The 26,466-nt window shown below is 39.2% G+C and carries 26 protein-coding genes; 22 read left to right on the top strand and 4 right to left on the bottom strand.

The features are described 5' to 3' along the window. Window positions 1-31: 31 nt before the first annotated feature. Window positions 32-2,311 carry an RNA polymerase recycling motor HelD gene (helD, locus tag IGI46_RS15575; protein ID WP_429973793.1) on the bottom strand — a complete coding sequence of 760 codons (2,280 nt, stop codon included), beginning with the start codon at window positions 2,309-2,311 and terminating at the stop codon, window positions 32-34. Between the two features lie 200 nt (window positions 2,312-2,511). On the opposite strand from helD, the gene IGI46_RS15570 reads away from it, so the two are divergent. The 5 genes from IGI46_RS15570 (at window position 2,512) to rpmG (ending at window position 8,384) form a co-directional block, all read left to right on the top strand. Continuing rightward, on the top strand, window positions 2,512-2,688 hold the full coding sequence (locus IGI46_RS15570) for a 2-hydroxymuconate tautomerase (protein WP_429963932.1): 177 nt from the start codon (window positions 2,512-2,514) through the stop codon (window positions 2,686-2,688). 316 nt (window positions 2,689-3,004) lie between these two features. Then, window positions 3,005-4,945: a threonine--tRNA ligase gene (gene thrS / locus IGI46_RS15565; RefSeq protein WP_429963931.1), complete on the top strand. Its 1,941-nt coding sequence runs from the start codon at window positions 3,005-3,007 to the stop codon at window positions 4,943-4,945. A 398-nt stretch (window positions 4,946-5,343) separates the two neighbouring features. Further along, window positions 5,344-7,458, top strand: coding sequence for a penicillin-binding transpeptidase domain-containing protein (locus IGI46_RS15560; protein ID WP_429963930.1), 2,115 nt, complete (start codon window positions 5,344-5,346; stop codon window positions 7,456-7,458). Between the two features lie 179 nt (window positions 7,459-7,637). Next, complete coding sequence (locus IGI46_RS15555; RefSeq protein WP_429963929.1) at window positions 7,638-8,114, top strand: glutathione peroxidase; 477 nt, start codon at window positions 7,638-7,640, stop codon at window positions 8,112-8,114. Window positions 8,115-8,219: 105 nt separating this feature from the next. Continuing rightward, window positions 8,220-8,384, top strand: coding sequence for a 50S ribosomal protein L33 (gene rpmG / locus IGI46_RS15550; RefSeq protein WP_278253095.1), 165 nt, complete (start codon window positions 8,220-8,222; stop codon window positions 8,382-8,384). Between the two features lie 90 nt (window positions 8,385-8,474). Here the strand turns inward: rpmG and IGI46_RS15545 are convergent, their stop codons facing one another. After that, window positions 8,475-9,914: an APC family permease gene (locus IGI46_RS15545; protein ID WP_429963928.1), complete on the bottom strand. Its 1,440-nt coding sequence runs from the start codon at window positions 9,912-9,914 to the stop codon at window positions 8,475-8,477. Between the two features lie 453 nt (window positions 9,915-10,367). Here IGI46_RS15545 and IGI46_RS15540 point away from each other — a divergent pair, with 453 nt between their 5' ends. Both IGI46_RS15540 and IGI46_RS15535 read left to right on the top strand, forming a co-directional pair. Beyond that, window positions 10,368-10,787: a hypothetical protein gene (locus tag IGI46_RS15540; RefSeq protein WP_429963927.1), complete on the top strand. Its 420-nt coding sequence runs from the start codon at window positions 10,368-10,370 to the stop codon at window positions 10,785-10,787. Beyond that, window positions 10,784-11,524 carry a DUF6681 family protein gene (locus IGI46_RS15535; RefSeq protein ID WP_429963926.1) on the top strand — a complete coding sequence of 247 codons (741 nt, stop codon included), beginning with the start codon at window positions 10,784-10,786 and terminating at the stop codon, window positions 11,522-11,524. The genes IGI46_RS15540 and IGI46_RS15535 overlap by 4 nt, the downstream gene beginning before the upstream one ends. 41 nt (window positions 11,525-11,565) lie before the next feature. On the opposite strand, the gene IGI46_RS15530 is transcribed toward IGI46_RS15535, so the two are convergent. Then, entirely contained in the window at window positions 11,566-12,504 is a 939-nt protein-coding gene (locus IGI46_RS15530; RefSeq protein ID WP_429963925.1) for an ABC transporter substrate-binding protein, read from the bottom strand. Between the two features lie 158 nt (window positions 12,505-12,662). Here IGI46_RS15530 and IGI46_RS15525 point away from each other — a divergent pair, with 158 nt between their 5' ends. From IGI46_RS15525 to IGI46_RS15475, 11 genes are all read left to right on the top strand, one after another. Next, window positions 12,663-13,466 (top strand): ABC transporter ATP-binding protein, encoded by an 804-nt coding sequence (locus IGI46_RS15525; protein ID WP_429963924.1) that lies wholly within the window; start codon window positions 12,663-12,665, stop codon window positions 13,464-13,466. Further along, window positions 13,456-14,439: a FecCD family ABC transporter permease gene (locus tag IGI46_RS15520; protein ID WP_429963923.1), complete on the top strand. Its 984-nt coding sequence runs from the start codon at window positions 13,456-13,458 to the stop codon at window positions 14,437-14,439. Before IGI46_RS15525 ends, IGI46_RS15520 begins: the two co-directional genes overlap by 11 nt. Then, window positions 14,436-15,419, top strand: coding sequence for a FecCD family ABC transporter permease (locus IGI46_RS15515; RefSeq protein WP_429963922.1), 984 nt, complete (start codon window positions 14,436-14,438; stop codon window positions 15,417-15,419). The genes IGI46_RS15520 and IGI46_RS15515 overlap by 4 nt, the downstream gene beginning before the upstream one ends. A gap of 11 nt (window positions 15,420-15,430) precedes the next feature. After that, a complete protein-coding gene (locus IGI46_RS15510) occupies window positions 15,431-16,429 on the top strand; it encodes a GDSL-type esterase/lipase family protein (protein ID WP_429963921.1) in 999 nt (332 codons plus the stop codon). Window positions 16,430-16,484: 55 nt separating this feature from the next. Beyond that, complete coding sequence (locus IGI46_RS15505; protein ID WP_429973792.1) at window positions 16,485-17,036, top strand: 5-formyltetrahydrofolate cyclo-ligase; 552 nt, start codon at window positions 16,485-16,487, stop codon at window positions 17,034-17,036. Beyond that, window positions 17,033-17,704: a rhomboid family intramembrane serine protease gene (locus IGI46_RS15500; RefSeq protein WP_429963919.1), complete on the top strand. Its 672-nt coding sequence runs from the start codon at window positions 17,033-17,035 to the stop codon at window positions 17,702-17,704. Before IGI46_RS15505 ends, IGI46_RS15500 begins: the two co-directional genes overlap by 4 nt. Before the next feature lie 166 nt (window positions 17,705-17,870). Then, on the top strand, window positions 17,871-18,080 hold the full coding sequence (locus IGI46_RS15495; RefSeq protein WP_429963918.1) for a YqgQ family protein: 210 nt from the start codon (window positions 17,871-17,873) through the stop codon (window positions 18,078-18,080). Further along, window positions 18,080-19,033: an ROK family glucokinase gene (locus tag IGI46_RS15490; RefSeq protein WP_429963917.1), complete on the top strand. Its 954-nt coding sequence runs from the start codon at window positions 18,080-18,082 to the stop codon at window positions 19,031-19,033. Before IGI46_RS15495 ends, IGI46_RS15490 begins: the two co-directional genes overlap by 1 nt. Before the next feature lie 26 nt (window positions 19,034-19,059). Beyond that, window positions 19,060-19,461 carry a rhodanese-like domain-containing protein gene (locus tag IGI46_RS15485; protein ID WP_429963916.1) on the top strand — a complete coding sequence of 134 codons (402 nt, stop codon included), beginning with the start codon at window positions 19,060-19,062 and terminating at the stop codon, window positions 19,459-19,461. 173 nt (window positions 19,462-19,634) lie between these two features. Continuing rightward, window positions 19,635-19,994, top strand: a complete 360-nt coding sequence (locus IGI46_RS15480) for a DUF488 domain-containing protein (protein ID WP_429963915.1) — start codon at window positions 19,635-19,637, stop codon at window positions 19,992-19,994. Then, on the top strand, window positions 19,987-21,795 hold the full coding sequence (locus tag IGI46_RS15475; protein WP_429973791.1) for an FAD/NAD(P)-binding protein: 1,809 nt from the start codon (window positions 19,987-19,989) through the stop codon (window positions 21,793-21,795). Before IGI46_RS15480 ends, IGI46_RS15475 begins: the two co-directional genes overlap by 8 nt. Before the next feature lie 32 nt (window positions 21,796-21,827). Here the strand turns inward: IGI46_RS15475 and IGI46_RS15470 are convergent, their stop codons facing one another. Next, a complete protein-coding gene (locus IGI46_RS15470) occupies window positions 21,828-21,995 on the bottom strand; it encodes a DUF3042 family protein (protein WP_207702335.1) in 168 nt (55 codons plus the stop codon). A gap of 162 nt (window positions 21,996-22,157) precedes the next feature. Here IGI46_RS15470 and IGI46_RS15465 point away from each other — a divergent pair, with 162 nt between their 5' ends. From IGI46_RS15465 to IGI46_RS15450, 4 genes are all read left to right on the top strand, one after another. Then, window positions 22,158-22,532: a RidA family protein gene (locus IGI46_RS15465; protein ID WP_429963913.1), complete on the top strand. Its 375-nt coding sequence runs from the start codon at window positions 22,158-22,160 to the stop codon at window positions 22,530-22,532. 182 nt (window positions 22,533-22,714) lie between these two features. Beyond that, window positions 22,715-23,704, top strand: coding sequence for a UDP-glucose 4-epimerase GalE (galE, locus tag IGI46_RS15460; protein WP_429963912.1), 990 nt, complete (start codon window positions 22,715-22,717; stop codon window positions 23,702-23,704). Window positions 23,705-23,715: 11 nt separating this feature from the next. After that, window positions 23,716-25,197, top strand: coding sequence for a UDP-glucose--hexose-1-phosphate uridylyltransferase (gene galT / locus IGI46_RS15455; protein WP_429963911.1), 1,482 nt, complete (start codon window positions 23,716-23,718; stop codon window positions 25,195-25,197). Window positions 25,198-25,212: 15 nt separating this feature from the next. Then, window positions 25,213-26,196 carry a substrate-binding domain-containing protein gene (locus tag IGI46_RS15450; protein ID WP_429963910.1) on the top strand — a complete coding sequence of 328 codons (984 nt, stop codon included), beginning with the start codon at window positions 25,213-25,215 and terminating at the stop codon, window positions 26,194-26,196. Window positions 26,197-26,466: the final 270 nt, after the last annotated feature.

The following is a 26,466-nucleotide window of genomic DNA, read 5'->3' as shown; positions in this document are numbered from 1 at the left end:
GAATAGAAAAACACAGCCAAGAGGGACTGTGTTAAACATGTTCTATTTGATAAAGCTCTTCTGGCATATGTTCCAGCAATGGACTTTTTTGTTCAATTGTCAACAGTTTCAATTCATGCATCGCACGAGTACATAAAGTATACAAGATTAATTTGTCTTGTTCTGTATTATAGTTTTCCGGAGAGATATTCCAGCCGTAAACACGGTCAAACTCTAACCCTTTAGCTAAGTAAGTCGGAATGATAATCAATGACTTTCGCATAAAATCTTCTTCATTAATTAAAAGCTGTATTTCTTCTTGCTGATCAGTAGACAACTGATTGTATAGTTCTTTGCAATCCTCTACGGTTTTGCCAATGATTGCTGTTCGCCAATATTTCGCTTTTTCAGCTGTTTGATTAAGCTCATTTATTAAATGACTGAGCATGGCGGATTGATCCATTGAGTAATAGATGGACGGTCGATCTCCTTTGCGAGCGGTCAACTGCACACGGTTTTCCTGTGTTAGGAACTGATTGGCAAAATGGGTAATTTCTTCAGTTGAACGATAGCTAGTTGTTAATTGGTGATGTGTTATGGATTGCTCAGGAAAGATCGCTTCCAGCGCTTCAACCATGCTTTCATTACCAAACACTTTCTGGTTCAAATCTCCGGAAAAAGTATAAGTAGCTTTAGGATAAAGCTGTTTTAATAAGGCAACTTGAGCAGGTGAAAAATCTTGCATCTCATCAATAAAAATGAATCGTGCTTTTTGCTTAACATGTAATGGATACATAGATTTCATCAATACAAACATTAAAGTGCCATCTTCAAGACTAAGATCACGACGTTGAAAGTCTTTACGTAAGGTTAGTAACATATCTTGCCAATCGTTTTTTGTTAGCTGATAACGATTGAGCAGATCATCAGGAATAGTTTGCAGAAAATGCAAATACTGCTTGCCGTAGTTAATAAAGGTAAAACGCATGATTTTTCGTTTGATTGGGCGCATTTTTTTGCGGACAACCTTTTGTTGGAATTGTCGTTGCATACGTCGTTCAGCTTTTTCAGAATCTTCTAAGTTAGGGTTGTCGATATAAGCCTGCTGCAGTAATTCATCTGCTGCTTGCTTGACCCAATCCTTTTTCATTTCATCTTTTTCTAAGCCACCGAGTTTTTTCAATAGTTTAGTTTGCAGCAACTGCATCCGCTGATACATTGGTAAACCAGGGTTAGCCTCTTGGTACCAATTTCTAATCTGTTCTTTTTTGATAAGAGGCGATCCGTCTAAAGTTAAATCTTTAAACAATGGACCAAGCGGTGTTATTTTTTTGCAATAATAAGCCAATGCTTTGACAATCATCCAACTGCTTTTTGCTCGCAGTACGCGGTCATCTTGTCCAGATAAGAAAACTTCCTCATGACTTTCTTCTGTATGAATTTGATAAAGCGGCAACAGTTTCCCTAAAAAGCTTTTGAAGGTTTCAGTAGGAATTCCACTTTCTCCTAATGAAGGTAAAACTGTTGAGATATAGTCAGAGAAAATATGGTTAGGTGAAAATAATAGGACGTGTTCATTATCCAACCATTTCCGGTTGTGGTATAAAAGGTACGCAACTCGTTGCAAAAGAGCTGAAGTTTTCCCACTGCCTGCGATTCCTTCTACTACCAATAGTTTGCTATGAGTATCACGAATAATCTGATTTTGAGCTTTTTGAATAGTGGATACAATATTTTTCATATGATTAGATGAAGCTTCGTCTAAAATTTCTAACAAAAAATCGTCGTTTATTGCTTCAGATGTATCTACCATCGAAAGAATTTGACCATCACGAATTTTAAATTGGCGTTTGACCAACAATTCTACATCTACAGTGATATCATAGGTTTCATAATTAGTTGCTCCAAGTTCACCTTCATAATAAAGGTTGGCAATTGGGGCACGCCAGTCAATAATCACTGTTTCTTCAGTAGAATCCCGCAAAGAAGCAATCCCTAAGTACAAGGTTTCAGCTTCCGCATCTTCCTTAAAATCTATTCGGGCAAAATAAGGATTTCCTCTCATCAAACGCAGAACTTTCTGTCTTTTTTCTTGAGAAGCCAGCGTTTGATAGCGAACGAATAGTTCTTGTTCATGTTGGCGAGTGTCCGCCATTGTTTCAGCTAACGCCTCAAACGAACCGGATTGAATTCTTTGTCCAGCATTTTCTTGCATATTTTTTTGGAATTGCGTTTTATTTTTATTTTGTTGTTTATCTAGTAATTGTTGTTCTAGTTCTATTAACGTAATAGTTTGTTGCAGATGTTGCTGCTCTTCCTGTCTAGCATTCATGAATGGTTCCTCCTCGCTGATAACAGCATATTAGTATAGCACAAAAAGTAGTAAAAGTAATCTTTACTGGACAGTCTATTTTTAAGCGATGAAATGACTCTATATTTACTTTAGATGATGGCTGCCATTAAAAGCATTGCGGTAACTTGGAACAGTAGTATAATAAAATGGTAGTAATCATTTAAGAGGAGGAATAAGGGATGCCATTTGTTCATATTGAATTAGTTGAAGGAAGAAGTCAGGAGCAATTAACTAGAATGATGGAGGAAGTAACTGAAGTTATATCCAGAAATACAGGAGCTCCTAAAGAAAATATCCACGTTATTTTAAACGAGTTAAAAAAAGGTACTTACGCAGTAAATGGCAAGTGGAAATAAATAATTTTGTTTATGGGTTGCTTTTTTAGAATCTAAGTGTTTTAATGTGAATATAAATTGATTGTTGATGAAAGACACCTGAACTTGATAGCTGTTTAACAGAGAGGAAAAGCTTGGCTGAAACTTTTCTAAACATCGCACAAGTGATGACCACTTTCACAGACCTCTGTAAAATGCAGGGGCGGTAGGAGCGCCGTTATCGCATTGAGGAGCAACTTTGCTCAAAGATTAGGTGGAACCACGTTGATTCGTCCTAGTACCGTATATGGTACTAGGACTTTTTTTATTTTCAATCAAATGAAGGAGGAATTTATCTATGGCAGTAAATATTTCATTTCCAGATGGTTCGGTCAAGGAATTTCACGAAGGTGTAACTGGACGAGAAATTGCAGAAAGTATTTCAAAATCATTGGCCAAAAAAGCGATGGCTGTAGTTGTAAATGGTGAACTAGAAGATTTGACTCGTCCTATTGATCAAGATGCCGAGTTAAAAATTATTACCGATAAAGATGAAGAGGCGTTGTTTTTGATGCGTCACTCAACAGCACATCTAATGGCACAAGCAATGCGTCGTTTGTTCCCAAATATTCATTTTGGAGTAGGACCAGCGATTGACTCAGGTTTTTACTATGATACTGATAACGAGGATGGCCAAGTTTCTGAAGAAGATTTTCCAGCAATTGAAAAAGAAATGAAAAAAATTGTGAAGGAAAATCTGCCAATTGAGCGCAAAGTAATGAGTCGAGAAGAGGCTTTAGATTTCTTCAGTTACGATCCATATAAAGTAGAATTAATTCAAGATTTACCAGAAGACGAAGTGATCACTGCTTATACACAAGGCGAATTTACTGATTTGTGTCGTGGACCACATGTTCCTTCAACAGGAAAAATTAAAATTTTCAAATTATTGTCAGTTGCGGGAGCTTACTGGCGTGGTAATTCAGATAATAAAATGATGCAACGGGTTTATGGAACTGCCTTCTTTAACCAAACTGATTTAGATGAGTTTTTGCGTTTGCGTGAGGAAGCAAAAGAACGAGACCATCGTAAATTAGGTCGTGAATTGGACTTATTTATGATTTCACCAGAAGTCGGTTCTGGCCTACCATTCTGGTTGCCAAAAGGTGCAACCATTCGACGCGAGATCGAACGTTACATTGTTGATAAAGAATTATCTATGGGTTATGAACATGTGTATACTCCTGTTTTGGCTAACACTAGTTTATATAAAACTTCCGGTCACTGGGATCATTATCAAGAAGACATGTTCCCAATTATGGATATGGGGGACGGGGATGATTTAGTCTTGCGTCCAATGAATTGCCCACATCACATGATGGTTTATAAAGATCGGATTCACTCTTACCGAGAATTACCAATTCGACTAGCTGAACTAGGCATGGATCATCGCTACGAAAAATCTGGTGCATTATCCGGGTTGCAGCGCGTTCGTGAAATGACTATGAATGATGCACATATTTTTGTTCGTCCTGACCAAATCAAAGAAGAGTTCCGTCGTACTCTAGATCTAATTTTGGAAGTGTACAAAGACTTCGGGTTTGAAGACTACCGTTTCCGTTTAAGCTACCGTGATCCCAATAATACTGAGAAGTACTTTGACGATGATGAAATGTGGGAAACTTCTCAAAGTTTGCTGAAAGAAGTAATGGATGAATCTGGTTTTGAGTACTTTGAAGCAGATGGTGAGGCAGCCTTTTATGGTCCAAAATTAGATGTTCAAGTACAAACAGCTTTAGGAACAGAAGAAACATTGTCCACTATTCAATTTGACTTCTTACTGCCTGAACGCTTCGACTTAACTTATATTGGTGAAGATGGTAAGGAACATCGCCCAGTCGTTGTTCACCGTAGTGTTGTTTCAACAATGGAACGTTTCACTGCTTATCTGATTGAACAATATAAAGGCGCCTTTCCTACCTGGTTGGCACCGGAGCAAGTTGTGGTCATACCTGTTTCAGTTGAACATCATGGTGATTATGCTTATGAAGTGAAGAACCGTCTAAAAGTAGAAGGTGTTCGAGTGGAAGTCGACGAACGCAACGAAAAAATGGGTTACAAGATTCGTCAGGCTCAAACTCAAAAAATTCCATACATTTTAGTTGTAGGGGATAAAGAAGTTGACAGCTCCTGCGTAAACGTTCGTCGTTATGGCAGTGAAGAGCAGGAAGTGCAAGAGTTAAACATCTTTGTTGAAGCGATCAAAGATGAAATCCAAAACTTTAGCCGTAATCGTTAATTACAATATAGACAGGAATAATTCTCTTAAGTAGGACAGATAAGGTTCTGCTTAAGAGAATTTTTTTGTCCGAAAAGTCAGAAAATTGAATTGATTGTGGATAACATTTTTATTTAGACCTTGAAGCTACCCCGATTTGGACGAATTGATTCAATTGAAGTTTTCCACATTTTTTAATGAAGGAAAATGTTTCACGCACCTTTGGGGGGAAGATGAATAATTTTGCTTATTTTAAAGGTTTTTCTCTTTATATCAAACTAAAGAAAATCTCCCTGTGAAACAGAACAGTCAACTAGTAAAAAAAGTTTAAACTAAGGAATAATTTAATCAAATCTTCTTTTTAAAAAAAATATTATCGGATACAATAGTAAAGGTAGACAAAACGAAAGGAATTTCTTATGAAACAAACCAACCCATTTAATAGATGGTTCGACAAACTAAAAGCTGCTGATGAAGCAGGACGTAAACACAATAAAAGCCATGTACCGTTTCGACTAAATTTCTTGTTTTTTGTTATTTTTACTCTATTTGTTTTACTAGTCGGGCGATTGGGCTATTTACAAATTGTTAATGGTGATGAGATGAAGGAGCAGTTAAAAGCCTCTACAACCATTAAAGTTACTGGAAGTACTCCCCGTGGTTCAATTTATGATGCAAATGGTGTTGCGTTAGTAGACAATCAATCTAATAAAGCCATTACCTTTACCCGAGGGAACACTATGGAAGGTAAAGATATTTACGAAATAGCTAATAAATTGAATGCTTTGATTGATGTTCCTGTAGATGAAAATCTAACTGAACGGGACAAGAAGGATTATTGGTTAGGCGATCCGGAGAACTTAAAAGCGACTGAGGATCGTTTGTCCTTTAAAGAAAAGAATTTGGATTCTTCTAATGAATACCAAAAACTGGTCGATAAGGTAGAAGACAATGAGATTCAATTTGATGAAAATCAGCTGAAGGCGGCAACTATTTTTAAGCGAATGAGTGGTGCTTCGGCTTTAAGTACAGTTTTTATCAAGAACGAAGATGTTACTGACCAAGAATTAGCCATAGTAGCAGAACGAACAGCAGAATTGCCAGGAGTCTCTACGGGGATTGACTGGCAACGCAAGTATAACGATGAGCTAGATGATTCCTTGCGCAGCATTTTAGGAACAGTTTCCTCTGTACCAGCGGAAGATTTAAAGGAATACCTGAAAAAAGGCTATGCTCGAAATGACCGTGTAGGAACAAGTTATCTTGAGAGACAGTATGAGGATGAACTGCAAGGTAAAAAGAGCGAATACGAAGTTTCTCTTAATCAGGAAGGAAATGTTACTGGTCAAAAAGAAATTAGTGAGGGTGAAAAAGGCTCTAACTTGATGTTAACAATTGATACCAATTTCCAAAAGAAAGTGGAGGATATTGTGAAAAGTCACTACCAGACATTAGTTGACAATGGTCAAGCGCAATATTCACCAGGTGTTTATGCGGTTGCTCTAGATCCAAATAATGGACAAGTAATGGCTATGACCGGTTTTTCTCATACTCCAGGAAGTAAACAGGTAGAGGAATTTACTTTAGGAACTATTCTAAATAACTTTGAACCTGGTTCCGTTGTGAAGGCTGGAACAGTGACAGCTGGCTATGAAACTGGAGCTATTACCGGAAACGATGTTCTAATTGATGAACCAATTAAATTGGCTGGAACGGCTTTAAAGGGTTCGATTTACAATAAATCGTTGGGGAATAGAATGCCATTAGATACTGTAAAAGCATTAGAAATTTCTTCCAATGCTTATATGATGCAGATTGTTCTAAGAATGTTGGGAGTAAATTACAGCTATAACATGAGCCTACCAGAAAGTGCCAGCTCGAAAGAAATGTATGATAAGTTGCGAAATGCTATGGCTGAATACGGTATGGGGGTTAAAACCGGCATCGATTTACCTGGCGAATCCTCAGGTTTAGTAAATACTAAATTTGGGCAACCGGATGGACCTGGTGGTGGGAATTTGCTGGATCTGTCTTTTGGTCAATACGATACCTATACAGCAATGCAACTTGCTCAGTATGCAGCTACTGTAGCTAATGGTGGCACAAGAATTGCTCCTCATGTTGTTAAGGGAATCTATGCTAATAATGATAGTGGTGGTTTAGGCGGTATGCAAAAAGAAATTACTGGTCAAGAATTAGGCAAGGTAAATATAACGCCAGAACAGATGGGAATTATAAAACAAGGTTTTTATCAGGCTGTTCATGGTAGCGATGGATATACTACTGCTAAAGATTTGCAAACTGCAGCTCTAGATACCTCAGCTAAAACAGGTACTGCAGAAACTTCTGTAACTGTGAATGGACAGGTCGTCCAAACAATTAATAGCAATTTGGTGGCCTATGCACCTTCAGATGCACCAAAAATTGCAATTAGCGTTATGCTGCCTAACCTTTCTGTGGATCATGATGATACAAATAAAGCAATTGCTAAAGATATTATCAATGCCTACGCAGAAATGTACGGTGGAAATTAGAGAAAAGATCAATCGATCTTTTCTCTTTTTTTTAAGCAAAGCTTAGTCTTAAAAAAATTTCCGTCATAAATTATTAAAAAGTTGAATAAGACTGGCATAACCCAAGACAGAATGATAGGTGAATCGCTAGCACTGCGAGTATACTTTTGTAAGATACAAAAAGCTGGGAGGAATTATTTATGTCAATTTACGATTTTACGATTGAACAAACTGATGGATCAAGTAAGAAAATGACTGGCTATCAGGACAAAGTTTTGCTTATTGTAAATACCGCTACTGGATGTGGGTTCACCCCGCAATATGAAGGGCTGCAAAAGCTGTATGAAGATTATCAAGCAAAAGGATTTGAGGTATTGGACTTTCCATGTAATCAGTTTGGAAACCAAGCACCTGGAAATAATGAAGAGGTAGCAACTTTTTGTCAGATAAATTATCAAACAACTTTTCAAACCTTTGGCAAAGTAAATGTTAACGGAGAAAATGAGTCTCCACTCTATACTTACTTAAAAGCTGCGCAAGGTGGTTTACTTAACAAAGACATCAAATGGAATTTCACCAAATTTTTAGTAGATCGTCAGGGTAAAGTAATAAAACGCTATGCACCACAGACCAAGCCAGAAGAAATAGCTGAAGACATCGAAGCGCTGCTCAATTGACGTCAAGTAGAATTACTTAACGAAATTGACGAAAATACTAGTCAAACCTTTTAAAACATGGTATGATGTTCAAGTCTGAGAGTTATCTTGGAAAGATTGCTATGTATGGGAGGGAAAGACATGCGCGTAAACATTACTTTAGAATGTACTTCTTGTAAAGAACGTAATTATCTAACGAATAAAAACAAACGTAACAATCCTGATCGTTTGGAAAAGAAAAAATACTGCCCACGCGAACGCAAAGTTACTTTGCACCGTGAAGTAAAATAATAGTAGTAAGGCCGAAATCTTTCTTTGTGAAGATTTCGGCCTTTTTTTGATAAAATAAAAACCGGAATCTCAAAGGATTCCGGTAAAGAGTTAGCTGATTTTTTTCCGTTCTCTTCTGGCCCACATTGGTAAGATCATGCCTAACAATATCAACACAAAAGGTGTCAAAATATTTGAAATTAGTTGGAAAATCCAAGAAGAAGGATCGGCTGCATAATCTGCTTTAGGAATCATTCCCAGGATACAGGCAAAGGCAGTAAAGACAAAACACCATAGGCCGACAATAAATCCTAATTTCGGATTTTTAATAAATTTGTATTCCGATTGGAACTTCTTGATTTGTCGATTCAACATCATATAGGCAAAGAATACCCAAATATAACGCATCGGCATTACCACCGAATTCAGATTGGTTAGCCATTTAACTAATTCACTCATGTTTTTGATACCAAAGATTGGCAAAATAATGATGATACTAACCAGCACACCTGTTAACAGATAACCATTAATCAAAGTTCCTTTGTTATTACGTTTACGCAACCAGCTAGGAACAAACTCAGGGTCAGCCTCAGATAATAAAATTTTCAACGGAGCATCAATTGAGAAGGCCAAGGCAGATGCTTGAACAGCGGTTTGAGCAAACCCGTAAACAATCATGAAAAAGTCGCCCACGCCAAAGTGATTACCCAAAATTTGAAAAGCACTGTAGGCACCATTGGCCATCAAATCTTCTGGGATACGATGACTGTTAAACAATAGACCCATAGCAACTGATCCTAAAACCGCACTCAAACCAATCATTACAGCCATAAAGATCATTGCTTTAGGGAAGTTCTTTGTCGGACGATCAATAGAGTTTACATAAGGAGATATTTTTTCTGCGCCCCTGACAGCAAACACCAGCATGGATATGGTGGCAAAATAACTTAAATTAAAATCGGGAATATAAGTGCTAAGTTGATTCATTTGTGGCGTAGCTGCTGTAAAGGAAGAATCCATAAAAGGAATCGCTACCGCCAGAATAATAAATAGAATTGACATAATCAGCATCGCTGATCCGGCAACACTTCCGATTACTTTCAAGGTCGTTAAGCCCTTTGTTGATAAGAAAAGGAAGAATAAAAAAATAAGCAAAGAAACAATGGCAACTGTTTGAACACTCATACTGGTCGCTACATCACCGTTTCGTTTAAATACCCACCCAAGTGCTATTAAAACGGATTGGGGTTTTTGCGCCAAATAAGTGATGTGAACCACCCAATAAGTCCAAGCCGCGTAGTAAGCCAAGCGGTGACTATTTGTCGTCTCCTTAATCCAAGAGCTGACACCCCCTGCATTACTTTTAAAGGTTGAACCAAGCTGCCCAACAATCAATGCATAGGGAATAAAATAAAGAGCCATAATTAAAATCCAGGAGGTGACTACCGAAATACCTTGTTGTGCATAGTTGTTAACAACGTTACCAAACCCCCATACCATACTAAAGGCTATCATCGACACCGTAAACCAACGAATCTTCTTCTCGTCCATCATTTTTCTCCAATCTTTTTTTTGAGAGAGCCCAACTAACCAATTTTCTTATTAACTGACAAGATCACTCCTTCACAATAAGTATAAAACGTTTTCTATCTCTTAAATGAAAAGGTAAAAAAAATTTCATTTATCCAGAAAATCTATTTTAAATTTCACGATAAAACAGCGGTTTTACAGCATCAAAAAATAATTTTTTTCTAATGTCTCTCACGGTAAACTAATCTTGAGGAATAGCTGATTTAATGTAACCGTATTCCTAGCTTTGCTCTTTACAAATGAAAGGAAAAGTTGAAAAATATTCATAGTTTCATAAGGAAAACCTAAACTTCAAGTGTTAAAACAGAAGATAACGTATTTTGTCTGTTTTTGTAGAACGATTTTTATTGACTACTTCTACAAGAATCAATCCAGCAAGCAGCAATTTTTTTCCAAAAAAGAGGAGTGATTTATTTGCGGAAAGTACCACCGATTTTAAAACCAATTGCTCTTTTGACAATCTCGATTTTAGTGGCTACGGCTACTGGTGTAGCAAATGGCGCAAGTTATCGTCAACCAAGTACCGGAAGTTCGAGTACAACAGAGCCCAGTACTAGTGAAGGACCGACATCTTCTACAACTTCAACTGAGAATCAAATGACGCCAGAATCTAATTCTGTCAATGAAAATATTCAGCCTAGCACACCCAGTTCTTCTCAGGGAAATCAGCGAAATATCCCTGAAAGCTCAGCAGCAGATTCTTCAAATGAAAGCCAGACAGTTCCGTCTTCTGGCCAAACCGAAGAAACTGTGCCTTCGCAAGAACAAGACAATGTTCCGGCACAACAGCAGAATCAACCGGCAAGTTCACCTGAAACGAGGGACGCACAATGACCTTTTTACTAGATATTATTAATGGGTTGAATAAATTTTTGGGGTATCTGGACATTAGTCCGAAGTATTTAAATCGCGGATATACGGTTCTGAGTATTTTTCCAACCGTGTATATTTTGCGGATTGTGTATGGACTATGGTTAAACCAAAATTACCTTCAGTTTTTCTTATATAGTATTGTTTTTATCGTACTCGTGTACTTTTTGATTTTGAATGTCTTCTATTACTTTTTAGATAAGAATAGTAAACTGGATGTTACCCAGCTATTTGTTAAGTACCTGCCTGATGATGCTTTTAACATTCAAGTCGAGGGAAAAAAGACCAAATCAATGCCAACTGAGGATGCCAAAGAAATTCAAGTTGATTTTGTAGAAGACTATCAATTGAAGTTGGCAGGAAATATTCAAGCTTTAATTGATGCCAAGGAATTGGCAGTAAGAGATATTGAAAAGGAAGAGGGATTTTTGATTAGTGAAAATACCTTGTATCCTTACTATTATTTGAAACAGGAAAATGCAACAACTTACTCCTTGCAAATTGGAACTAGTTATCACGACTTAGAAAAAGTAGGGGAAATTCATCAAACAACGGAATTGCATCCACTAGGTTTGTTTATTGTAGGTGGAGATTTCATCAAGAATGGCACCCGTTATCATGAACCTTATCGGCTGAAGCTGTTAGCTCGACCAGAAGCTCCCAAGAATGATGGGGCTAGAAGCCGCAGACATAAAAAATAGCAACAGCTCCTCGCAATTATTTTTGCGAGGAGCTGTTTTGATTATTTCAAGACTTCTTTGATGCTCTCTACCATTTTGGTATAAGCAATCGGTCCATTGTACAACCAGCTTGTTTCGGGACCAAACTCATGCAGCTGATTATTTTTTACAGCTGGAATATTTTGCCATAATGGATCTTCAAACATAGCTGCCCCTTGATCACTGTTAACTAAAAACAAATAGTCAGTATCTAATTGAGATAAACTTTCTAAAGATACAGCTGACCAATCGGAGGTGGCTTTTTCGCTAACTTCTTTGGTCAAGGTTGGAACTTCAAAGCCAAGGTCGTCGTAAAGCAGTCGGCCGCTAGAACGATTTTCAGCTACCATAAAGGCTGAATTATTAGTTACCCAAAGAACAGCAGCTGATTTTCCATCAATTTTATCACTTAACTCTTTTTTAGTTTGTGTGATTAAAGTTTGATAGTCTTCCTCTACTTGTTTAGCTTGGTTTTCTTTATTAAAGACTTTCCCAATCTCGTTTAGTTGCTCTTCCCAGGTAACACCATCCCCATTTTTTACTACATAGGTAGGTGCGATTTTAGCGTATTCTTTGTACTTTCCGCCTTCAACAGTCGCATTGGAACCGATTAATAAAAGATCTGGTTCATATTTCAATACTTCTTCGTATGGCAAATCGTAGTTAATAGTAGGTATATCTTCTAACTCATCCTGCAGATAACCTTGGATGCTGCCTTTGCCGACAGTCCATTGAGCGACTGGCTTTTCATCCAGTGCTACTAAATAATCTTCTAGATACGAAGCAATTACTCGTTTCGGCTTTTCTGGTATCTCAACTTTATGATCTTGTGCATCAGTAAGCTGACGCGTTGATGTATCGTTGGAGCTAGATTCAGTTGTACCTGATTGACCGCAGGCGGCCAATCCTACCAAAGCAAACAGTGCTGCTGCCGCTAAAACAATTTTTCTATTTTTAATCATAATGAACTCCTTTATGCTTTAATTGAGAATCCTTCTCAATAGCCATTATTACTGAAAGTCTCAGTAGTGTCAACAACGAATTTATCTTAAGAATGGTTGACGTACAGAAAGATTAAAGGGATAATTGAGAATGGTTATCAAAGGAATGGAGAATACATATGACCAGATTAACAACAACAGAGCTTTCTGTTGGTTATGATAAAAAAATAATTTTGAATGATGTAACCATTGAAATCCCGGATGGTAAAATTACTAGCTTAATCGGGCCGAACGGAAGCGGCAAATCGACATTGCTGAAGGCGATGTCTCGTATTTTGCTGCCCAAAAAGGGTGAGGTACTGATAGATGGGAAAGATATCCATCAGATGGATACCAAAACCGTCGCACAAAAAATTGCTTCGTTGTCCCAAACTAGTGATCAAATAAGTGGTTTGAGTGTGGAGGAGCTGGTAGCGTATGGAAGGTTTCCATATCAAAGCGGTTTTTCTGGCTTGAAAAAGAGCGATCACCAGTGGATCGAGTGGGCTTTAGAGGTGACAGATTTGATTAATCTTAAAACTCGACCATTAAATACACTCTCTGGCGGACAGCAGCAACGAGTTTGGATTGCTATGGCTTTGGCACAAAATACTGATATCTTAATTTTAGATGAGCCGATTACTTTTTTAGATCCGGCTCATCAATTAGAAATTTTGGAGCTGCTGCAGGAGATTAATCAAAAGGGAAAAACCATTTTGATGACGATCCATGATTTGAACCATGCTTCACGATTTTCTGATCATATTCTAGGAATGAAGGCCGGGAAATTAATTTTTCAAGGCACGCCTTATCAAGTCTTTACCACTGAAAATATGGCAGAATTATTTGAGATTGAAGCGATCTTCTATTCCTCTGTTAGTCAGCAGAAGCCGATGATTTTGTCTTATGAGTTATTAAAGCGGGGGAAGACAGATGAAACGTAGAGTTTTTTTTATTGTGACAAGCCTGCTTTTGCTGGTAGCCATGGTGGCTTCCTTGAAATATGGAGCAGTCTCGATTACCTGGCAGGAAATTGGAAATTCCTTTACTTCATTTGATGTATCTGAACAGGGACAGCAACTGGTCCGCACCTTACGATTGCCGCGTATGCTGGGATCAGTACTAGTAGGTGCTGGTTTTGCGACTGCGGGTGCTTTAATGCAAGGGATTACTAACAATCCGATTGCTGACTCTGGCTTACTTGGAATTAACGCTGGCGCGGGTTTGGGATTGGCGCTGGTATTTGCAGTCACAGCAAGTCCTGCTCCTTTAATGGCGATTATCGCTTCTTTTTTTGGCGCATTTGTGGCGTTAATAATTATCTATGTCGCTTCCTCAAAACTTTCGATAGGTTTTAATCCGATTCGGATTGTCTTATTAGGTGCGGCTTTAAGTGCTTTCTTTTCGGCAATCAGCCAAAGCATTAGTTTAGTTTTTCAATTGAATCAGGATTTAACCTTCTGGTATGTTGGAGGAACGGCTAATATTTCGTGGCAGCAGCTGCGTTGGGCTTTTCCGCTAGTACTTTTTGGTTTATTAGGAACCATCTTTTTGGCGCCGCAAGTAACGTTATTAAGTATGGGAGATGAAACAGCAATTACTCTCGGCAAAAAGCCTGCAACAATAAGAAAATGGAGCATGGTTCTTGTCTTGTTATTAGCTGGCACCTCCGTTTCCTTAGTTGGAGCAGTTAGTTTTGTTGGTTTAATCGTTCCTCATGTGGTTCGTTATTTTGTTGGACAGGATTATCGAATGGTTTTGCCGGCGTCGGCGTTAACCGGTTCATTGTTCTTTATAGTTGCTGATATTGCTTCGCGCTTGATTGCACCTCCTCTGGAAACTCCAGTTGGCGTGCTGGTTACCATTATTGGTGTACCCTTACTGCTCCTGCAGATCAGAAGGGGGAGTGTGACATGAGGAAGCGAATTAGCTGGCCGGTTTTAGCAGGGCTGCTGATCATCGGTTGTTTATTGAGTCTGACACTAGGAACCCTGCCTTTAAGTTTGGAGGATTTATTCCATGTTATAGCTGGTCAGGGGACTGCTGCACAAAAATTAATTGTTGTTGATTTTCGTTTACCGCGGTTGCTGATTTCTATTTTGGCCGGTATGGGACTGGCGTTATCTGGTTATCTTTTTCAAACAATCACCCATAATGATTTAGCTGATCCAGGGATTTTAGGAATTAACGCTGGAGCTGGATTTACAGTACTGGTTTACTTAGGATTTTTTGCAAATAATCAGGCGAGCTGGATGCTGCCTTTAATTGCTTGTTTGGGAAGTATTAGTGCTGCATTCCTTGTCTATTATTGCGGGAGACAGGCTGAAAAAATTGTTCCTAACCGTTTGCTTTTATCAGGTGTAGCGGTGAATGCTGGGATTTCGGCGTTGACCTTAATTGGCACCATCCGAGCGTCGGAGGACAGCTATACATTTGTTACCAGCTGGTTAGCAGGTACGATTTGGGGAACCACTTGGCAGCATTTTTTTCTATTATTGCCCTGGTTAATAATCCTTTTTCCTTTTCTCTTAATGCGGGGAAGAACCTTGCGCGTGATGAGTTTAGGGGATGAAACTGCGATCGGATTAGGTGTTCGTTTGAAGGTTTCTCAATTGTTTTTCCTATTGTGTGCTCTTTGCTTAGCTGCAGTTAGTGTTTCAGTAGCCGGCAGCATCAGCTTTATTGGATTGATTGCTCCGCATATTGCGAATAATCTTGTAGGGAAAAAGAATAATGTCAGTTTAGTGATGACAGGGATTATTGGCAGTTTGCTGTTGCTTTATAGTGACATTGTTGGGCGACTGATTTTAGACAGCGGCGAAATAGCAGCTGGAATCATTGTATCAGTAATTGGAGCTCCTTATTTTGTCTATCAACTGCTTAAAAACAAACATTAGGAGGAATTATTATGGCTTGGACAACCGTGTGGAGTCATGCGCAGCGCGGATTTGCATCTTTTGGAACACCCAAGGGAGAAGTTCGTCTGCGTTTCCGACGTTTCCCTCTATTAAAAAGGATTCGGTTAGTATTTTCTAATGAATACGGAACTGAGCCGCTAATAATTCGCGAATTAACCTGTCAAAATGAGCTAGTAGCATCAGTGTTCAACGTTCTACCCGGAAAGCTTTATCGGACGGGCAGCATATTATTAGATGAAAAACTCCCTAATTGGGAACTTGCTTTCTCGGCAGAGCAGGTTGTTAGCGGCTTCGGCTTTGTGGATAGTGATCTTATTGGACGACCAGAAAAATTAAGTACGATGAATTTTTGTCCGGGCTTGCTGGCAGTTGAGGCTGAGCTTAAGGATAGTCAATGCGTGATTGCTTTAGGTGATTCTTTAACTGAAGGAGCTACTTGGTTAGCACCGCTGCAGCATAAATTGAGAGCTGAAGGTATTTTTCTGGTGAATCAGGGAATTAATGGCAGTCAGCTATTACAGGATAGTAGTGACCGCAGAACCCAAGATCAGCGAGAATTCTTTTATGGATTTGATGGGCTGACTCGACTTCAGCATTGCTTTGCAAGTCATCAAGGAATCAGTACGGTGATTTTTTCATTGGGAATCAATGATTTGTTGAGTGAAATAGTTACTTTGGAAGAAATGCAGCAACGAATGGAGCAAGTAGCTGCTTTATGTGAGCAACAGCAAGTTCGACTTTTCGTTTGTGGAATCACGCCTTTTTCAGGAAATGAAAAAGCTACACAAGCAAATTTAGCATTGCGCAGGGAATTGAATCGTTGGCTTCGGCAACGATTTCAGGCAAATTTTTGGGATTTTTCACCGATGGTTGGGGACGGCGAACAGCTGCTTTCGACTTTTGACAGCGGGGATCATTTACATTTTAATGCTGCCGGTGGACTTGCTATTGCTAGAGGTATTGATTTAGAATTGTTAAAGGGGAACTAACCCCCTTTTTATTTATGCTTTTTTTTGGTAGTATCGTTGGATAGGAGATGGATCTATGGAAAAAAACAAGATGCGTCAATTGATGATCGAAAAGTTGAACAAATTAGCTGTTGATGAGAGTCGTCAGGAGCAGATAGAATCAATTTATCGCCGATTTTTTCAAAGTGATCTTTGGCTTTCAGCAACCAGTATTGCCGTAACTATCGCCACCGATTTTGAATTTCCTACGGCACCTTTGATCCAGCAAGCTTTGTTTGAAGGAAAAAAAGTTGCTGTCCCTAAATCATTGCCAAAACGTCAGCTAGTATTTTATTGGATCAATGAATCAACCACCTATAAACTCTCTAAGTTTGGGGTAGAGGAACCAGTCAGTCAGGATAAAGCTCAACCTGAGGAATTGGATTTAGTCATTGTTCCAGGACTAATCTTTAAAGAGAATGGCTATCGTATTGGTTTTGGCGGCGGTTTTTATGATCGCTTTTTGGCGGATTATTCTGGAAAAACAGCCAGCTTTGTCTTTATCGAACAACTAATGGAAAACTGGGAGGAAGCACTTTTCGATCTGCCAGTTCAACAATTATTCATTGGAGAAACGGAGGAACAATGAGAAAAAATCAACCTTATGTAACGTATACTTTTTTAGGGATCAATACAGTGTTTTTTTTACTGGAATACTTAATTCCTTCTTTACGAATCAATGAACGCTTGGGAATGTTTATTCCCTCAGTTATCTTAGGTCATGAATATTGGCGGTTTTTAACGCCGATGGTCATTCACTTTGGCTTGATGCATTTCGTTCTAAACTCAGTTGTCTTGTACTACATGGGACAGCAATGTGAAGCGATTTTTGGTCACTGGCGTTTTGGACTAGTGTATCTGGTGAGTGGTTTGATGGGGAATATGGGCAGCTTTGCCTTTAATGGATTGGGCGTCTTGTCTGGTGGTGCCAGTACAGCGATCTTTGGGTTATTCGGAGCTTTCTTAGTCGTAGGGTATCATTACCAGGACAATCCGGCAGTTCAGGGATTGACCCGGCAGTTTGGACTATTCATTTTGCTGAATTTAGTTTTTGGTCTATTTGATTCCTCCATCGATTTATGGGGGCATTTAGGCGGATTGTTGGGTGGAGCATTATCTGGCTTGATGTTAGGGGTTCCTCACGGAGAAGATCGGTTTTCAGTCCGCGGACGTATTACCGGGGGATTGTTTTTCATCTTTTTTGTTGTTATAGCAGTGTTGTTAGCATATCGCAAGATTGGACTGCCTATTATTTAAAATCGGGAAATTGTTTCCCGATTTTTTGTCGGCTATTCAAGAAAAAATATACATAGAAGCTTTGCCGGTTGAAACAGAATAAAAATTGCTGCTTCTTTGAGAACGTGTCAATTTTCTCTGTAAAAAAAGGGCATTTACCTGTATAATATTTGAGGATGTGTATTGAATGGAGAGTTTGTATGATGTGCAGCAATTGCTTAAGCAATTTGGCATTTATGTTTATGTAGGAAAGCGTATTTATGATATTGAACTGATGCAAATTGAGTTGAAGAATTTGTACGAGGGACGATTGATTGATCATGATACCTATTTAAACGGCTGGCGCATTTTAAAAAGAGAGCATCACATTGAAGAAAGTCGGGAAGGTGAACACTGATGGATAAAAAATTATTGGGAATTGATTTAGGCGGCACGACCGTAAAATTTGCGATTCTAACTCAAAATGGCGAAATCCAACAAAAGTGGAGCATTGATACTAATATTTTGGATGAGGGAACGCATATTGTACCGGATATTGTCGAATCAATTAATCATCATTTGGCATTATATGATATGAAGCCTGAGCAATTTATGGGCATTGGAATGGGAACCCCTGGAAGTGTCAATATTACAGAGGGAACTGTGATCGGAGCGTATAATTTAAACTGGAAAACCTTGCAGCCAGTTAAGGAAATGATTGAAAAAGGAACAGGTATCCCTTTCTTTCTTGACAATGATGCAAATGTTGCAGCATTAGGTGAGCGTTGGAAAGGCGCTGGTGAAAATGATCCTGACGTTGTTTTCGTAACACTTGGTACAGGTGTCGGCGGCGGAATTGTCATGAATGGGCAATTGCTTCATGGTGTAGCTGGCTGTGCCGGCGAAATTGGACATGTTACTGTAGACCCAGAAGGCTTTGAATGTACATGTGGCAAACGCGGCTGTTTAGAAACCGTAGCTAGTGCAACGGGTGTCGTTCGGGTTGCTCGTCAATTGGCGGAGGAATATGCTGGTGGTTCTGAGTTGAAAGCCCGTTTGGATAATGGGGAAGACATTACTAGTAAAGATGTATTTGAGTTAGCAGCTACAAATGACGATCTTGCATTACGAGTGGTTGATAAGGTTACCTTCTACTTAGGATTGGCTTGTGGAAATATCGGCAATACGTTGAATCCTTCAGCAATTATTATTGGTGGCGGCGTATCTGCTGCTGGAGAATTTTTGCGTAGTCGGATTGAGGTTTATTTTGAACAATTTACGTTCCCTCAAGTTAGAAATAGTACAAAAATTAAATTAGCTGAATTAGGTAATGAAGCTGGAGTGATTGGTGCTGCTTCACTAGCACGATAATCTTGAATTAAGAAGGGAAGTTTCGTATGTCATTTTGGTGGACATTAAATATTATTTTATTAGCGGTGATTCTCCTATTCGTCGGGTATGAGGTATTCGTTCGAATTATGGTGAAACGCTCAGCAAAAATGCTGACTCAAGAGGAGTTTCAAGCGGGAATGCGCAAGGCACAAGTGATTGATGTGAGAGAACGGGATGAGTTTAATGCCAAGCATATTCTTGGTGCCCGCAGCTTTCCGTATTCTATGTTAAAGGAAACAAAGAGCTCACTACGCAAGGATCAGCCAATTTATATTTACGATTTCAATAAATCGGTTAGTGCGCGAGCAGCTAACCTGTTGCGTAAAAATGGCTATACTGACTTGTACATTTTAAAGGGCGGCATCGAAGAGTGGCAAGGCAAGGTGAAAAAGAAAAAAATTGATTAATTGAAAAAAAAGATTGTGATAGAGTTTCTTCAGTCACGTCATTTATCCGTTTTTTAGGGCTTGTGGCATTTCGTATGTCAAAGCCCTTTTTTTGCGTTATTTACTTTACCAAGCTGTTGTTTTGAGTTGCACTTTCGTCTATTTTTCTTTACTCTTGAATTGAGGTGAGGGAAATGATAAAAATCAAACGAGCTTACGAAGCAGCTTCGGCTGACGATGGCTATCGTGTACTGGTAGATCGTATTTGGCCTAGAGGAATTTCTAAAGAAAAAGCTGCTATCAATGAATGGTTGAAGGAAGTAGCCCCTAGTAATGAGTTGCGAAAATGGTTTGATCATGATCCGGCAAAGTTTTCTGAGTTTTCTGAAGGATATCTAGAAGAACTGAAGGATGTTGATCATCAAGCGGCCTTTGAACGACTAAGTCAATTAACTAAAGAATATGATCCGCTTACTTTAGTTTATGGTGCTAAAGATCAGGAACATAATCAAGCAGTGGTGCTAAAGGAAAGGTTGGAGCAAATCAATGGGTAAGATTGCGGTTGTTGGTGCGGGGCCTTATGGGTTGATTATGTTGGATCGTTTAGTTCAAAACTACAATAAAAATGAAAAGTTGGAGATTTTGTCCTTTGACCCTGATGGACCAGGTGGTAAAGTTTGGAGCCCGCAACAAAATGATGCTGTTTTGATGAATAGTGTAATGGAGCATGTGACTCTGTTTACAGATCAAACATTGATCTCTGGAGGAGCTGTCGCACCTGGGCCGAACTTATATGAATGGAGCAAAAAAGAAGCACCCGATTTTATTAAACAAGAGGTAAAAGAAAATCAGGAGGATTTTTTAACTCAAGCGGCTTCGTTGGGAAGAAATGATTGCTGTCAACGCAGGTTTTATGGGTTGTATCAGCAATGGTTCTTCTTAAATTTGAAGGCTCATTTAACCGAACGAATTACTCTGACCTTTCGTCGAGAAGCGGTAAAAAATATAATTATTGAGGACAAAATTACGCTAATTGCTAATGAAGAACACTTGGTAGATCAGGTGATTTTGGCAACCGGACATGCTGAAAATGAATTATCTAAAGAAGAAGAACGACTTTCAATTTTTGCTGAAGAGCAGGGATTGACGTATCAACCACCCAAAAATCCAGCCACAGTTTCTTTAGAAAATATCAAGCCTAATGAAGATATAATCTTGAGAGGAATGGGTCTTAGCTTTTTTGATTATATTGGATTACTTCCTAAATATTGGGGAGGAACTTTTATAGAAAAAGACCAAGAAATACAGTACCAACCATCTGGCAGAGAAGGAAAAATAATAATTGGCTCTGGTAGAGGATTACCTTATCACGCTCGACCAGTTAATCAAAAGCGAGCTGGGGAAGATGCACAGCCGCAGTTGCTTACTGATGAGCGGCTTGATCAGTTTAAGCCGGGTGAAGGAGCTGAATTTTTCGACCTGTTGAGAAAAGAAGCTGAGTTAGTCTATTATGAGAAAAAATTGGCGGATACCTCGATTGATGTGGAAGCATTTCTGGCTGGGTACCGTGAGGAAGATCGAAAAAGTGTTTTGACACGCTTTAATGTTCCGAAAGATCTTCAATTGGATTGGGAAGATCTTTTGAATCCGGGAAAAGTAATTGATCCGCAGCAGTTTCCAGCTTTTGTTCGTGAATATATGAAAAAAGATATCTGCGAAGCTGAACAGGGCAACATGACTGGTGCAATTGCTTCAGCCTTGGATACCTTGAAAGAGCTGCAGTTGCCAATACACAAACTGATTGATCGGGAAGCATTTACACCAAAAGAATACTGGGAGGAACTGTGGGGGAAATACAATCCAGACTATGGATTTTTGACAGTGGGACCGCCAGTGATTCGGATGAAGCAGCTAGCTGCTTTGGAGAAAGCAGGAGTCGCTATTTTCTTAGCTCCGGATATGGCTGTTGAGTGTGAGGGAAATCAATTTGTGGCTTACAGTAAGAAAAACGAAGCAGTGACGTATGCTGCTAATCATTTATTGGAGGCCCGGATACCGTCAACGAATTTTCGGCGAACCCTTAACCCACTGATTCAAGCGCTGAAAGAACGAGGTTTTTTAGCCCCTCATACAGTAAACGTAGAGGGCGAGCTGCGGGAAAGTGGTGCGATACTGGTAAGCCGCAAGACCCACCAAGTAATCAATCAACAAAATCAAGTCTTAGAAAAGCTTTACTGCTATGGTGTGCCAGTTGAAGGTTTGGATTGGTTGAATGCTTCTTCACCAAGACCCAAAACCAGTGATCGTATTTTTGAAATGGCAGATCAGATCGTACAATCGATCTATCAAAAATAACGCAAAAAAAGAAAGCAAACTGCTTTCTTTTTTTAACGAGCAATCCGTTTTCTACGGGCTTTTTTACGGTTTTCATCAACTTTAGATTCTTTTTCTTCTAATGGTTCAATGACTTTTTTCTTCACACCTACTAAAAAGCCGGCAACGATTGCTGCAGTTGCTAAAGTTCCTGTGAAAAATCCAGATGTAAATTTACGCATAACATTTAGCCTCCCTCTTATTACTACTTTTATTATGAAACAAAATGACTAAAATGGAAAGCTAAAAGATTAGTTAGCGAAAATTATTTAACAAAGCTTGGCTTGTTGAGAAGGAATTGGGTATAATAAGAGTTATTAAAACATGATAAGGGAGAGAAAAAGATGGAGCGTTTAAATTCTGATCAAGCACCAAAAGCTTTAGGTCCTTATTCTCAAGGAATGGTAACTGGCAATACGGTCTTTTTATCAGGACAATTAGGAATTGATCCAGCTACAAATCAATTAAAAGAAGGCGTGGAAGAGCAAGCGAAACAATCTTTAGCCAATATCAAAAACGTATTGTCAACGGTTGATTTGTCATTGGAAAATGTAGTGAAGGTGACTGTGTTCTTGAAAGATTTAGATCATTTTGCAGCGGTAAACGAAATTTACGCGGATCATTTCGAAGAACCATACCCAGCTAGAAGCTGCGTTCAAGTTGCGAAGCTTCCAGCCGATGCGCTAGTTGAAATTGAAGTAATTGCTGAAAAAGCATAAAAATGTACAGGTAAATTCCTACTGCTAGGGATTTACCTGTTTTTACTTAGTAAATTCGAAGGATCATCGATACTTTTGAGATAGGTAGTAAGATTGGCAGATCATTCTTTGGTAAAACAACTTGTATTTTTTTAGTAAAAATATTATAATTTTTTTAGTAAATATTTTAAAGGAGTGAAGATATGTCAATTTTAGTTCTAGGTGGGGCAGGATATATCGGGTCGCATACGGTCGACCGACTAATTAATCAAGGATATTCAGTAGTAGTAGTGGATAATTTGCTGACAGGACATCGTGAAGCGGTTCATTCTAAGGCGGCATTTTATGAAGGGGACTGTCGAGATCAGACGTTTATGCGGGAAGTTTTTCAAAAAGAAACGATTGAAGGGGTCGTCCATTTTGCAGCTAGCTCACTAGTTGGCGAATCGGTAGAGAAGCCTTTGAAATATTTCAATAATAATGTAGTTGGTATGGAAATGCTGCTGGAGGTTATGGAAGAGTTCAAAGTGAAGAATATTGTCTTTTCTTCTACTGCGGCAACTTACGGCGAACCGGAAGTTTCACCAATTAGTGAGGATACTCCCACTAATCCTAAAAATCCTTACGGCGAAAGCAAGCTGATGATGGAAAAAATGATGCACTGGTGTGACAATGCTTATGGTATGCGTTATGTAGCCTTGCGCTATTTCAATGTTGCAGGTGCGAAGGCCGACGCTTCCATTGGAGAAGATCATGATCCAGAAACTCATTTAGTCCCAATTATTTTACAGGTTGCACTGGGACAAAGAGAACATTTGACAATTTTTGGCGATGATTACAATACGCCAGATGGCACATGTATTCGTGACTACGTCCAAGTAGAGGATTTGGCAATGGCTCACATTTTAGCGTTGGAATATTTGAAGGCCGGAAATGAGAGCAACGTCTTTAATTTAGGTTCTAACAATGGTTACTCAGTGAAGGAAATGCTGGATGCTGCTCGAGAAGTAACTCAAAAAGATATCCCTGCAAAAATTGGTCCTCGTCGAGCAGGTGATCCTAGTACGTTAGTCGCTTCAAGTGAAAAGGCTAAAACCGTTCTAGGCTGGCAGCCTGAGTATACAGACATTCAAGAGATCATTCAAACAGCCTGGAATTGGCATGTCAGTCATCCGAATGGATATGAAGACTAGGAGGAAAAGTAATGTTGATTAGTCAAATAGTTAGAGACTTTGTCAGCCTCGCGATTCATTCTGGTGGTTGGATGGATATGGACCGTATCTACTTGGAAAATCAGGTAATCAGACTGATTGGTGAAGATGGGCTGGAAGCAGCTGAAATTCGTCCGGTAGAAGCTTCTGCCGCGGAGTTGGTTCAACCATTAGTGGCACAGGGAGTAAAGAATCAGGTGATTGGTGAGCTTTCGGCTGAAAAGGATATTCTGGAATCGCAGCTGATGGATTTCATGACACCGCCGCCTTCAGTAGTAAATGCGTATTTTGCACAGTACTATGCTAAAAATCCTAAGGAAGCGACGGACTATTTCTTCCAATTAAGTCAAACAAACAATTATATCAAAACACAGGATATTGCTAAAAATATTGTGTTTCCTGCCGAGACCGAGTATGGAACTTTGGAGATTACGATCAATCTTTCGAAACCAGAAAAGGACCCTAAGCAAATAGCCGCAGAACGTGAAGTGGTTCAGGTGGATTATCCGAAATGTCTTCTGTGTATGGAAAACGAAGGATATAAAGGCAGATTGAATTATCCAGCACGTACAAATCATCGAATTATTCGAATGAATTTGGATGGCGAAAGCTGGGGATTGCAATACTCACCTTATGCTTATTATGATGAGCATTGTATTGTTCTTTCTGAGGAACACCGTCCAATGAAGATTACGCGGGAAACATTTGCCCGTTTACTGAAGATTACTGAGGTCTTACCTCATTATTTTGTCGGCTCAAATGCTGATTTGCCGATTGTGGGCGGTTCTATTCTGTCCCATGACCATTATCAGGGGGGACGTCATACCTTTCCAATGGCAGTAGCACAAGTAGAAAAAGAAATTGAGTTGGAACTATTTCCTTCTGTTGCGGCTGGAATTGTAAAATGGCCGATGTCAGTGATTCGTTTGCAAGGCAAGCAACCTAAGGATTTAGTAGCCGCTGCTGAATACATTTTTGAATCATGGAAACAATACACGGATGAAAGTGTTGATGTTGTTGCTTTTTCAACGGATGGAACGCCTCATCACACGATTACACCGATTGCTCGACGTAAAGGAGACCTTTTCGAACTGGATCTTGTCTTGCGAGATAATAATATTTCTGAAGAATTTCCTGATGGGATTTTCCATCCCCATCCTGATGTTCAGCATATCAAGAAAGAAAATATTGGTTTGATTGAAGTTATGGGACTGGCAGTATTGCCTCCACGTTTGAAAGAGGAAATGCAAGAGGTTGAAAAATACTTAGTGAATCGATCAAATGAGATACAGGCATATCAACAGGAGTGGGCAGATGCTATTAAGGCTGAACATGCAATTACTGCTGATAACGCAGAGGAAATTCTGCAGCAGGAAATTGGGAAAGTATTCGCGCGTGTTTTAGAAGATGCCGGTGTATTTAAACGAGATGAAGCGGGGCAGGCGGCCTTTGCACGCTTTACTGCGGGATTATAGTCAGGAGGAAATAAAATGGCGACCATTCGCGATATAGCGGAATTAGCTGGCGTTTCTCCGGCGACAGTCTCACGGGTGCTTAATTATGATCCGCAAATATCAGTGGGCTTGGAAACTAAACACAAAATCTTTCAAGCAGCTGAAGAGTTGAATTATACCAAGCATAAGAAAAATAGTAAGACAGAAACAACTGTTCTACGTTTAGTTCAATGGTACGATGCGGAGGAAGAGTTGGCTGATCTCTACTATTTAGCTATCCGTCTAGGAATTGAGAAACGGGCGGAGGAACTAAACATTCAAGTGAAGCGCGAAGCTTTGACAGAACTAACGACCTTAAAAACGGTAGGAACAATTGCTTTAGGAAAATTTGATACGGAACAGATCAAACAAATTCGCGAAGTGGATGAGAACCTGCTGTTTGTTGATTACGATGCAACTTCGGAAGGTTTTGATTCATTAGTTGTTGACTTCAATCAGAGCGTAGATTCGGTTATCGATCACTTTGTGGCCCGAGGTCATGAAAATATTGGAATTTTAGCCGGAATTGAACATACCAAACAAACCCATCAGCCGATTCTGGACCCACGTTTAACGGCTTTCGAGCAAAAAATGCGCCGGTTGAAGCTTTATAAAAAGGAGTATGTTTTGCAGGCTGAGTTTAGTGTTGAAGCTGGAAAAGCTGCAATGGCAACCTTTTTACAGCAGCATTCAAAGCTGCCTACTGCCTTGTTCGCTTCTAGTGATGCATTGGCTATAGGCGCTATGCAGGCAATTCAGGAAACAGGAATGAGTATTCCTGAAAACATCTCAATTATTGGCTTTAATGATGTGAGTGTTGCTAAGTATGTTTCACCAAAGCTTTCAACCATCAAAGTGGAAACCGAGTGGATGGGGGAATTAGCGGTATCCACCGTTTTGGAACTGGCCAAAGAGTGCGCCCCTGTTTCAAGAAAGATTATGCTGGGAACGAAGCTGGTTCTTCGCGAGTCAACCAAATAACAAAAGAAGCCTGGGAGGTTCGCTAAAAGCGATTCTCAGGTTTCTTTTTACTGTCGAGGCAAGCATGATAAGAAGATGCAGGATGTTGGTTCTCTAAAACTCATTCTATCAGAGAGAAAAGAATGAAATGTTGCTCACTTGCCTCGTTTCCTATAGTAAGGTTTATTTATTTTAGAAACAAGATAAATTGCTGAATTAAAAATTCAAAATATTTAAGAAAAATATTTAAAACAAATAATTGGGAATTTCTTCACTTTCAAGTAAGAACAA

This window comes from Enterococcus sp. AZ163 (assembly GCF_050498925.1).
In the GTDB taxonomy this organism is placed as follows: domain Bacteria; phylum Bacillota; class Bacilli; order Lactobacillales; family Enterococcaceae; genus Enterococcus_A; species Enterococcus_A ferrettii.
Note: the sequence above shows the minus strand (reverse complement) of the source record. Positions and strands in the feature narration are given on the sequence as shown.

What these genes read in the sequence shown, in the direction of transcription:
- helD (WP_429973793.1), bottom strand. Translation starts at nt 2,311, where the DNA reads ATGAATGCTAGACAGGAAGAGCAGCAACATCTGCAACAAACTATTACG.
- IGI46_RS15570 (WP_429963932.1), top strand. Translation starts at nt 2,512, where the DNA reads ATGCCATTTGTTCATATTGAATTAGTTGAAGGAAGAAGTCAGGAGCAA.
- thrS (WP_429963931.1), top strand. Translation starts at nt 3,005, where the DNA reads ATGGCAGTAAATATTTCATTTCCAGATGGTTCGGTCAAGGAATTTCAC.
- IGI46_RS15560 (WP_429963930.1), top strand. Translation starts at nt 5,344, where the DNA reads ATGAAACAAACCAACCCATTTAATAGATGGTTCGACAAACTAAAAGCT.
- IGI46_RS15555 (WP_429963929.1), top strand. Translation starts at nt 7,638, where the DNA reads ATGTCAATTTACGATTTTACGATTGAACAAACTGATGGATCAAGTAAG.
- rpmG (WP_278253095.1), top strand. Translation starts at nt 8,220, where the DNA reads ATGGGAGGGAAAGACATGCGCGTAAACATTACTTTAGAATGTACTTCT.
- IGI46_RS15545 (WP_429963928.1), bottom strand. Translation starts at nt 9,914, where the DNA reads ATGGACGAGAAGAAGATTCGTTGGTTTACGGTGTCGATGATAGCCTTT.
- IGI46_RS15535 (WP_429963926.1), top strand. Translation starts at nt 10,784, where the DNA reads ATGACCTTTTTACTAGATATTATTAATGGGTTGAATAAATTTTTGGGG.
- IGI46_RS15530 (WP_429963925.1), bottom strand. Translation starts at nt 12,504, where the DNA reads ATGATTAAAAATAGAAAAATTGTTTTAGCGGCAGCAGCACTGTTTGCT.
- IGI46_RS15525 (WP_429963924.1), top strand. Translation starts at nt 12,663, where the DNA reads ATGACCAGATTAACAACAACAGAGCTTTCTGTTGGTTATGATAAAAAA.
- IGI46_RS15520 (WP_429963923.1), top strand. Translation starts at nt 13,456, where the DNA reads ATGAAACGTAGAGTTTTTTTTATTGTGACAAGCCTGCTTTTGCTGGTA.
- IGI46_RS15515 (WP_429963922.1), top strand. Translation starts at nt 14,436, where the DNA reads ATGAGGAAGCGAATTAGCTGGCCGGTTTTAGCAGGGCTGCTGATCATC.
- IGI46_RS15510 (WP_429963921.1), top strand. Translation starts at nt 15,431, where the DNA reads ATGGCTTGGACAACCGTGTGGAGTCATGCGCAGCGCGGATTTGCATCT.
- IGI46_RS15505 (WP_429973792.1), top strand. Translation starts at nt 16,485, where the DNA reads ATGGAAAAAAACAAGATGCGTCAATTGATGATCGAAAAGTTGAACAAA.
- IGI46_RS15500 (WP_429963919.1), top strand. Translation starts at nt 17,033, where the DNA reads ATGAGAAAAAATCAACCTTATGTAACGTATACTTTTTTAGGGATCAAT.
- IGI46_RS15495 (WP_429963918.1), top strand. Translation starts at nt 17,871, where the DNA reads ATGGAGAGTTTGTATGATGTGCAGCAATTGCTTAAGCAATTTGGCATT.
- IGI46_RS15490 (WP_429963917.1), top strand. Translation starts at nt 18,080, where the DNA reads ATGGATAAAAAATTATTGGGAATTGATTTAGGCGGCACGACCGTAAAA.
- IGI46_RS15485 (WP_429963916.1), top strand. Translation starts at nt 19,060, where the DNA reads ATGTCATTTTGGTGGACATTAAATATTATTTTATTAGCGGTGATTCTC.
- IGI46_RS15480 (WP_429963915.1), top strand. Translation starts at nt 19,635, where the DNA reads ATGATAAAAATCAAACGAGCTTACGAAGCAGCTTCGGCTGACGATGGC.
- IGI46_RS15475 (WP_429973791.1), top strand. Translation starts at nt 19,987, where the DNA reads ATGGGTAAGATTGCGGTTGTTGGTGCGGGGCCTTATGGGTTGATTATG.
- IGI46_RS15470 (WP_207702335.1), bottom strand. Translation starts at nt 21,995, where the DNA reads ATGCGTAAATTTACATCTGGATTTTTCACAGGAACTTTAGCAACTGCA.
- IGI46_RS15465 (WP_429963913.1), top strand. Translation starts at nt 22,158, where the DNA reads ATGGAGCGTTTAAATTCTGATCAAGCACCAAAAGCTTTAGGTCCTTAT.
- galE (WP_429963912.1), top strand. Translation starts at nt 22,715, where the DNA reads ATGTCAATTTTAGTTCTAGGTGGGGCAGGATATATCGGGTCGCATACG.
- galT (WP_429963911.1), top strand. Translation starts at nt 23,716, where the DNA reads ATGTTGATTAGTCAAATAGTTAGAGACTTTGTCAGCCTCGCGATTCAT.
- IGI46_RS15450 (WP_429963910.1), top strand. Translation starts at nt 25,213, where the DNA reads ATGGCGACCATTCGCGATATAGCGGAATTAGCTGGCGTTTCTCCGGCG.